Raw genomic sequence first — 9,089 nt, forward strand, 5'->3', positions numbered from 1 at the left:
CCCTCACGTAAAATCTGGAGCTTTTCTTCCACCTGAAATTTTCTTTTACTGTTACTCATACTCTTACTAATTTACTGTACAAAACTAATTTGTTAATTTTTGTCCAGCGAATTAGGGGGCTAAGACAGTTCAGCTTCTATATAGAGGGCAAAAGGTAAATCTGTCAATTTTGTTTCCTCCCCGTTGTATTTAACAGTCATGTTTTTGTCTATCTGAACCGGCATGCAAGCCTGTGTTCCTAAAACACATATTACAATTCCGTCGTCACCTAATTTTTCACCACCGACTGTTCCAATAATTTTTTCTGTTTCCTGCGCATAGATGTTCGCAATTGATACACCAAAAATCAAGACTGTTGCTTTGATTACATTTAATATCTTGTTCATTTTACTTTTTTTATAAATTTTAAGTTATTGTATGCGAAATTTTAGTTTGATTTCGCTTTTCTGAAAGCTGGCAGGTTGCCTTGCCAGCCTTCAAAAAAGCATTCAAATCTGTTACAATCCTTTGCTATTCAGAAAGGAGTTGATTTTATATGAACCACTTGATTGATTATATGCGTGTAGTGCTGAATTTGAAGTAAACAACAATTCCATTTCAGAATAAAGTGGGTCGTCAGCAGGAATAACATCCTTAAGATTGCTAAATGTCAGGCTTTTAATTTCCCCACTTCCGGCTTTGCTGAAATAGTATTTTGTTGCCTTTTTTGTGCCCCTCTTAGGCGAGACGGTTTCTATAACTTCTTTCGTATAAATCCATAAACCGCTTTTATCTGCTAAAGTCAGGCGGTCATTATCCAGAAAACGGAAGAACTCCCCATTACAAAGTTGATAACCAAATATTTCGTTTTTCTTCAAATCAGTTTTCTCACCATTTTTAATTACTGTTACGTAATCTGTTTTAAAGAAATCGTTTGGTTTTATTTTGCCCTCTTTTGTAGCACAGTTAATTGAAACTTCCATTTTGCCATTTGTGTAATCTTCATAGGTTTTGTAAACCCCACATTTTTGTGCGCTTACAGTTAGCCCCATTACAGCAAAAAATGCTGCTATTATTATTTTAAAATTATTTGTTTTCATCCGTAAATAATTAATAAGTTAAACAATATCAGCATATTGAAAAACAGATAAGGAGTTAAAATTTCATCCGCGTACTCGAAGTACATGTGTTTGTGCTTATCTGTTGATGTCAGTTTCATAAGCGGGGATAAACCACCAGTAAAAAACGACCTTTAGGTTTTCTCTATGCTGCTTTTTCTACATTATATCCATGTTCCCTCAGCTCTCGTTTTAAATACTCTAAACGATTCTTCTTTTTTCGTTCTGCCAAATACTCATAACCGAGCTCTTTAAAGGCTTCCTTGTTCTTTATGATGTGGTAAGATGCACAAAGGATCTTATGTCCTATAGCTATAAGTGCTCGTTTCTTACCACGGCGTACCACCAAACTCTCGTATTTGGTCTTGTAAAAACTTTTCTTTGTGCGGGTGGCGCCCCATGCCAGCTCGGTTAGGGTTGCTTTTAGGTGTTTGTTCCCCTGTCGTATTCTTGAGCTTTTTTTTTACCGGCGCTCTCATTGTTGCCGGGACACATACCTGAGTGCGATGCCAAGTGATGCTCGCTGGGAAAAACACCCATATCAACCCCAATTTCTGCCACAATGCCTATTGCACCCTCTCTGCCTACTCCCGGAATGGTTTGCAGAAGCTCTACTTCCTTCTCAAAATCTTTGATGTGACGTTCTATTTCCGCATCAATCTCCGCAAGCTGCTCTTCGACAGATTGAATGTGCTTTTGCATGGCCTTGAGTAGGAACGTCAGATGGGGTGTAAGCCTTCCGTTAATTGCCTCTACAATTTGTTCGGGTGTAGCTTGAAGCTTTTTATGGTAGCACTCTGATACAAGCTTCTCTAAATCCTTACACCCTTCTATCAGCCCTTTGATTAGGTACGTAGCTGTAACCCCTGATGTATCCGAAACAACGGATGACAGCTTGATGTTTGCGTCTTCTAAAACCCTTATGATACGGTTTTTCTCTGATACAACGGTCCCAACCAGCTTCTTCTTGTAGCGGTGTAAGTCCCGTAATGCTTGAATATTCTCCGGTGGAATGAAGCTGCCTTTTAGCAAACCACTTATGAGTAACTTGCATATCCATTGGCTATCTGCCTTATCCGTCTTTCTGCCCGGTACGTTTTTTATGTGCCTTGCGTTTACCACAAGCAGGTTTAGTGGATACTCCCGAAGCACGTGCAGTACCGGCTTCCAGTAAATGCCTGTGCTTTCCATTGCCCCGTCTGTCACTTGTAACCTCTCGAGCCACTCGCCCAATTCTTTCAAAGAGCTTGTTGTGGTGCCAAAGGTGCGGGTTTCTGTTTGAATTCCCTTGCCCATTACGGTTGCTACAACCGTATCTCGATGTACATCGAGCCCACAACCTCGCTCGATGACTTGTTCAAATTCAACTGTTCGTTTGGCCATGTCCTTTTTTGTTCAAAGGTACACAGTTCGCGACTCAATTTTCATCCGTGTTTGTGCTTGTGCACTATAATGGGTGTTTCATACCATTGTTTTTAAAAGTTTTCCCAGAAGAACGATAAGTTGTAAAATAGCAGGTCACTATTCATTTCATAGCAACCTGCCTTTCACCCGGCGGTTATTCTTCGCCGTTTTCCAGTCCCGTTTTTACCCGGTAAGCTTTTTCAACATTGGAAACATAAATAATCCCGTCACCGGGGTTTAATGTTTTTCCATATTCTGAAATGATACTTACCACCGTATTAACTTTTGCTTTCTCAATAACCATCACAATTTTGGCCATTGGACTATCGGTAACAGAAAATTTCTGCGAAACAAATGCGTTTTCATCTTGCAGTTTTCCCGTACCTTCTGCCGAAGAAAGCGTAATGTTCTCAAAATCATTGTCGATTAAATGGTGAACAATTTCATTCACTTTATTTGGTCTTACAAATGCTTTTATTTCTTTCATAATTTTATTGTTTTAATCATCATCTCCGGTTTCTTCTTTCTTCATATCAGCCAATAAATAGTAGGCTGCATTCAAAACTACCTGTGTGTTATCAGGCAACGAATTTATCAAATGTATTTCCGTATATCCATCGTCTTTCAGTCCGGGAATAACTTCGACCATTCGGAAGGCCATACTATTTTCTTCCGCATTATCTTCATTGTCGGCATGGATTTCTTCATTTGCAGGTTCGTCCTTTTCTCGTTCTTCAACAGCCTGCTTGTCTAATATAAAAATGTATGATTTTGTCCCCTCCGTAACAATAGCATCATTGGGCAGAGCACGGGTATATTTTTCATCGGTATGCAAATGGCCAGAAATATACATTCCCGGGATAAGCCCCGAAACTTTTTCATTAATTTTTGCATGGATATGAACTGCCCTTGAATTGGCCTCAAACTCTTTTCCAATTGCAAAAACGGTTGCTGTTAACTCTTCTCCCGGACGGTTTGAAACCGTGAAATGCACTTTTTGGCCTTCTTTTACCAGATGCACATCTTTTTCATAAACCATAAAATCGGCATGGATTGCACTATTGTCGGTTATTTCAAAGAGTATGTCTTTTGCATCAACATAAGAGCCTACTTTTATATTAACTTCATTTACAAAACCGTTTATTGGTGAATTAATGTTTATGGTATTTGAAATATTGCCCTGCATAATTTTATCGGGCGAAAGATTCAGCAATTGCAGGCGTGATTTTAATCCTTCGTATTTTGCTTTTGCCGTATTGTATTCCGCTTTTGCCTGTTGGAAGTCTCGGCCTGCACCAACATTGTTTTCAAACAATTCTTTTTGGCGTTCAAATTCCTGTTCCAGAAATTCAAGCCTGTTGGCAACTTCGGCAAAACTTTCCTGTAAGGCAATGTAATCCGGATGTTCAAGTACTGCCAATAATTGACCCTTGCTTACCCGGTCGCCATGGAATACTTTTATCTCTTTTACATTCCCGCCAATAACGGCTGTAATATCGGCGCTGTTTGCAGGAGGTACTTCGAGTTGCCCGTTTATCTTTACTACCGTGGTTAGGTTGCGCATTTGAAAAGACCCCAATTTTAATTTCAGGGCTTCCCGTTGGTTTTTATTTAATATCACAATGCCTTCGGGGCTATGTTCTTCGTGTTCTTCGCCTTCTCCGGCTGTTTTGTTTTTTGTGTTGCACGATATTAATGTGGCGATTGCCATCAATGCTATAATTATTTTTGTCTTCATCATTACTCAATTTTGTTGATTATTTACCTGTTATGAATTTTAATTGGGCAGACAATTCGAAGTATTCTGCCTGTAGCATTAAAAAGTCTTGTTTTGTCCGTATGGCTGCTTCTGTGTTCTGAATAAACTGGACATAGTCGATACTGCCTAAACGGTACGCCAGGTTGGAAGCCTGAATTTGTTCGTCGGCCAGAGGCAATGCTTCTTTTTGATAATAGTTGATAACCTGTTGCAAAGTAAGGTAACGGCTGATTTGCTGGTTGTACACGGCTTTCAGTTCCAGTTCCTTTTGCTTGTACTGTTGGTTTGCAATTTGGAAGTCAATTTTTGAAGCTTTGGTTTTGCCCGATTGTGAAAAGAAAGCCAGCGGGACAGAAATACCTACTTCCCATCCATAAAATCCTGAATTGCCGTCAACCGATTGCCATTTATAACCCAAGTATAACTTTGGAAGGAAATTGGCCTTTTCAGCTTTCCACGCCGATTCTGCTACATCAATTCCGGTTGAATAGTAATCAAGTAAAGGGCTTGCACCCAAAGAATCAGTTCCTGAAACAAGTTCAAAAACATATTGTCCTAAATCCTGAGTATTCACATCAACAGCCCCCGGATATAGCAGGTATTGGTTAAGGATTTGCAAGCTTGCCAAATAGTTACTTTCGGCTTTCCTTAAATTCACCTGCAATTCTTTGTATTTGGCCGATGCCGAAAGATATTCGATTTTTGAAGTTGCCTGTGTATTGTAACGCAACTCCGCAGCTTTCTGAAAATCGGTGTACAAGGTGTCAAGGTCTTTAAATAGCTGCCATTGTTGTTTGGCATGTACAGCATTGTACCATGCGATACTAACATCACGGATTAACGAATATTCGGTAAGGTACTGCCCCGAAATAGCTTGTTGGGTACGTGCATTTGCTAACTTGCTTTTTGCCGGAATACCAAAAACATCGATATCCGACTGACCAATCCCAATTCTGTTTTGAATACCCGGTGCGTTGTTGCCTACTTCTTCTTTCCCGGTATAAATCGAAGTCGTTCCCAGTTCATATGCCGTAGCTTTTAATGCTTCCTGTTTGTCAACTTCCAATTTGGCTGCCTTAATTGCCGGATAGTTTTCTTTTGCCCTTTCAATGGCTTGTGGCAATGTTATCGTAGAAACCTGCGCATTGGCATTTCCTGAAATTCCCAAACCTGCAATCACAACAAGAACGGTAAACATCCCTAAAGCTGTTTTTGGCATTTTTATTTTTTTAACGCCACTTTCAACAAATTTATAGAGAATAGGTAGCACAATAAGCGTCAACAAGGTTGATGTCAACATTCCTCCAATCACCACAGTAGCCAAAGGGCGTTGAACTTCTGCTCCTGCCGACGTGGAAACCGCCATAGGCAGAAAGCCCAGAATATCGGTTGAAGCTGTTAATAAAATTGGACGGATACGCCGGATTGAACCTTTTTTAATAATGTCGTTTATATGGAGTTTGCCTTCTTCTTTCAATTCATTAAAACCGCTAATCAACACTAAACCGTTAAGTACCGCAACGCCAAACAGGACGATAAAACCTACGCCAGCCGAAATACTAAAAGGCATATCACGCAAATAGAGCGAAAATATACCCCCAACAGCGGCAAACGGCACAGCCACATAAATCATTAGCGTTTGTTTAAACGACTTTACAGCGAAGAAAACCAACATGAAAATTAATGCCAAAGCAAGCGGAACAACCAGCGACAAGCGTTTTGATGCCCGTTCGAGGTTTTCGAAAGCGCCGCCGTAGCGGATATAATAGCCCGTAGGTAAATCCAGCTTTTCATCTAAGGTGGTTTGAATTTCTTCCACAAGTGATTTTACATCCCTACCCGAAACATTAATCCCTACATAAGTTCGCCGGTTGGTATTGTCGCGGCTGATTTGCATTGGCCCCGGCTGATAACTTATTTCTGCCACTTCTTTTAAAGGGATTTGATTACCGTCGGGCAGGTTGACAAAAAGGTTTCGGATGTCGTCAATGCTCTGTCGATGTTCCTCGTCCAGACGCACAACCAGGTCGAACATCCGCTCGCCTTCGTATATGCTTCCGGCAACGCCACCACTGAAAGCCGATTCAACTATGGTATTTAGTTCTTTAATTTTCAGGTTATACCTTCCAAGTTTGTTACGGTCGTAATGAACGGTTATCTGCGGCAATCCGCGTGTGGCTTCAACTTTTACACTTGCCACGCCTTCAATTCCCGAAACCAGCCCGGCAATTTCTTCGGATTTGGCTGCCAGAATTTCTAAATCGTCGCCATAAAGTTTAACCGCAACATCTTCACGTATTCCGGTCAGCAATTCATTGAAACGCATTTCAATAGGCTGCGTAAATTCAAAATTTATACCCGGCAAAACACTTACTTTTTCCCTTACTTTTTCAATTAATTCGGCTTTCGATTCGGCTTGTGTCCACTGGTCTTTTGGTGTCAATATCACAAATATATCTGCAATGTCCAAAGGCATTGGGTCCATGGGTAAATCTGCCACACCAATCCTGCTTTGAATACTTTCTACTTCATCAGGAAAGTTTTCCAAGACAATTTGTTCCAGTCGGGTGGAAGTTTTTATTACTTCGGTTAATGAAGTTCCCGGCTTTAAAAATGCCTGAAAAGCAAAATCGCCTTCATCGAGTTTTGGGATAAATTCGGCTCCCATTCTGGTAAACAGAAAACCACCGGAAATTAACAGCACGAATGCGATGGTAATTACAATCCAACTCCTTTTAAGCGACCATCCGATTACAGGAGTATAAGTATTTTCGAGTTTTCCAATTATTTTATCGCCCCAGGTTTTTTTGTCTGTTTTTGGTGGTTGGAGGAATAAGGCTGCCATCATCGGAATGTACGTGAGGCACAAGATAACTACGCCCAAAACAGCAAAACCAAAGGTCATAGCCATCGGGATAAACATTTTGCCTTCGACACCTTGTAAGGCCAAAATGGGTATAAATACAATCAAAATAATCAGTTGTCCAAAAAATGCCGAGTTCATCATTTTGCTTGCCGAATTATAGGCAATTTCGTTTCGTTTCGCCTGGTCAAGTTTTGTTCCGATAAGGTTTTTACGATGGAGGTAAAATATCATGGCTTCAACAATAATTACTGCACCATCTACCAATATCCCGAAATCGAGTGCCCCCAAACTCATCAGGTTAGCCCACACCCCAAACAGGTTCATCATGATAAATGCAAATAGCAAGGCCAGCGGAATGGTTGATGCCACAATTAAACCGCCCCTTAAATTCCCGAGGAAGATAACCAGCACAAAAATAACAATCAGCGCACCCAACGACAGGTTTTCGGCAACGGTAGATGTGGTACTTTTAATGAGCTTACTGCGGTCAAGAAAAGGTTTAATTTCAACACCATCAGGCAGTGATTTTTGAATTAAAGCCATTCGCTCTTTTACATCCTTAATCACATCGTTTGAGTTTTCGCCTTTCAGCATCATCACGATTCCGCCAACGGCCTCTCCCTTTCCATCTTTGGTAAAAGCACCATAACGGACAAAACTTCCGAATTTCACTTCTGCCACATCGCGTATAAAAACAGGTTGCCCGTTTACATTGGCTACCGGCGTGTTGCGGATGTCATCGAGCGAGCGCATCAAACCTTCGCCACGGATAAAGTAGGCCTGAAAATTTTTCTCGATATATGCGCCGCCTGTGTTCTGATTGTTGTCGTCAAGTGCTTCAAAAATATCCGAAATGGCTAAACCCATACTTTTGAGTTTATCAGGATTAACAGCGACTTCGTATTGTTTACCCCTGCCCCCAAAAGAGTTTACCTCAACTACTCCCGGAACCATTGCCAACTGGCGTTTTACAATCCATTCCTGCATGGTGCGCAGTTCCATGTCGTTATACACAGTGTCGTAACCGGGCTGAACTTCAAGCGTGTACTGGTAAATTTCACCCAATCCGGTACTGATTGGCGCCATAAACGGCTCGGCAAATCCTTCCGGGATTTTTTCCTTAATTTCTGCCAGCGCTTCGCTTACCAATTGCCGGGGAAGGTAGGTTCCCATATTGTCCTCGAAAACTATTGTTACCACTGACAGCCCAAACCGGGAAACCGAACGAATTTCGATAACCCCCGGCAGGTTGGCCACCGATAGTTCCACCTGGTAGGTTACAAACTGCTCAATGTCTTCGGTGCCCAGGTTGGGCGCGGTGGTAATCACCTGCACCTGGTTGTTGGTAATGTCGGGCACGGCATCCAATGGCACTTTCGTCATGGAATATATTCCGCCAATAATCAGTCCGATTGTCATCAGCCCGATAAGTGCCTTATTCTTTATTGAAAAGGATATTATACTGTTTATCATTTGATTTCTATAAATTTTTAATGTGAATACGATTAATTATAATGAGCTAAAATCCATGTGCTTGTTCATGGAAACCCCATTATATCATGGCAATGAAATGATACATGAGCTTAATGCTCAGCTGTAGAGAAAGAAGAAATGAATTATATTTTGGGCGGTTGCCAGATAGATGCAACAGGGCTTGAAAACGAAGATTCTTTCAATTTAACATCTAAAGTACTTTCTACTAAATTGGTAAAGGAAATACTAAAAAAAGATGGGAAAGAAAGGGTCTGGCAACAATGACAAAAACAAAACGGGGAACATAAATCAACATTATTTGTGTGATTTTGGCTTTGTTCTGATAATTCCAGCGTAACAGAATGGTTTGACCCCCTATTCTTTGGACAGAATTCTAAAAAAGGTTTAGGACATTTTTATTGTCATTCTGGTTAAGCAAAGTTAGCCCACGCTCCGAATTTGTCAAGGGTAATACGAGCGATGATGCATT

The 9,089-nt window shown here is 40.9% G+C and carries 5 protein-coding genes and 1 pseudogene; all 6 read right to left on the bottom strand.

Annotated features, from left to right (window positions below; all coding sequences use genetic code 11):
- Window positions 1-119 precede the first annotated feature (119 nt).
- Complete coding sequence (locus tag HPY79_11910; GenBank protein NSW46510.1) at window positions 120-386, bottom strand: hypothetical protein; 267 nt, start codon at window positions 384-386, stop codon at window positions 120-122.
- Between the two features lie 111 nt (window positions 387-497).
- On the bottom strand, window positions 498-1,079 hold the full coding sequence (locus HPY79_11915) for a hypothetical protein (protein ID NSW46511.1): 582 nt from the start codon (window positions 1,077-1,079) through the stop codon (window positions 498-500).
- 163 nt (window positions 1,080-1,242) lie between these two features.
- Window positions 1,243-2,480, bottom strand: a pseudogene (locus tag HPY79_11920) (IS110 family transposase).
- A gap of 175 nt (window positions 2,481-2,655) precedes the next feature.
- Window positions 2,656-2,988, bottom strand: coding sequence for a P-II family nitrogen regulator (locus tag HPY79_11925; GenBank protein ID NSW46512.1), 333 nt, complete (start codon window positions 2,986-2,988; stop codon window positions 2,656-2,658).
- Between the two features lie 12 nt (window positions 2,989-3,000).
- Window positions 3,001-4,239 (bottom strand): efflux RND transporter periplasmic adaptor subunit, encoded by a 1,239-nt coding sequence (locus HPY79_11930; GenBank protein NSW46513.1) that lies wholly within the window; start codon window positions 4,237-4,239, stop codon window positions 3,001-3,003.
- Window positions 4,240-4,258: 19 nt separating this feature from the next.
- Entirely contained in the window at window positions 4,259-8,599 is a 4,341-nt protein-coding gene (locus HPY79_11935; protein NSW46514.1) for a CusA/CzcA family heavy metal efflux RND transporter, read from the bottom strand.
- Window positions 8,600-9,089: the final 490 nt, after the last annotated feature.

This window comes from Bacteroidales bacterium, assembly GCA_013314715.1.
Lineage (GTDB): Bacteria > Bacteroidota > Bacteroidia > Bacteroidales > GWA2-32-17 > Ch61.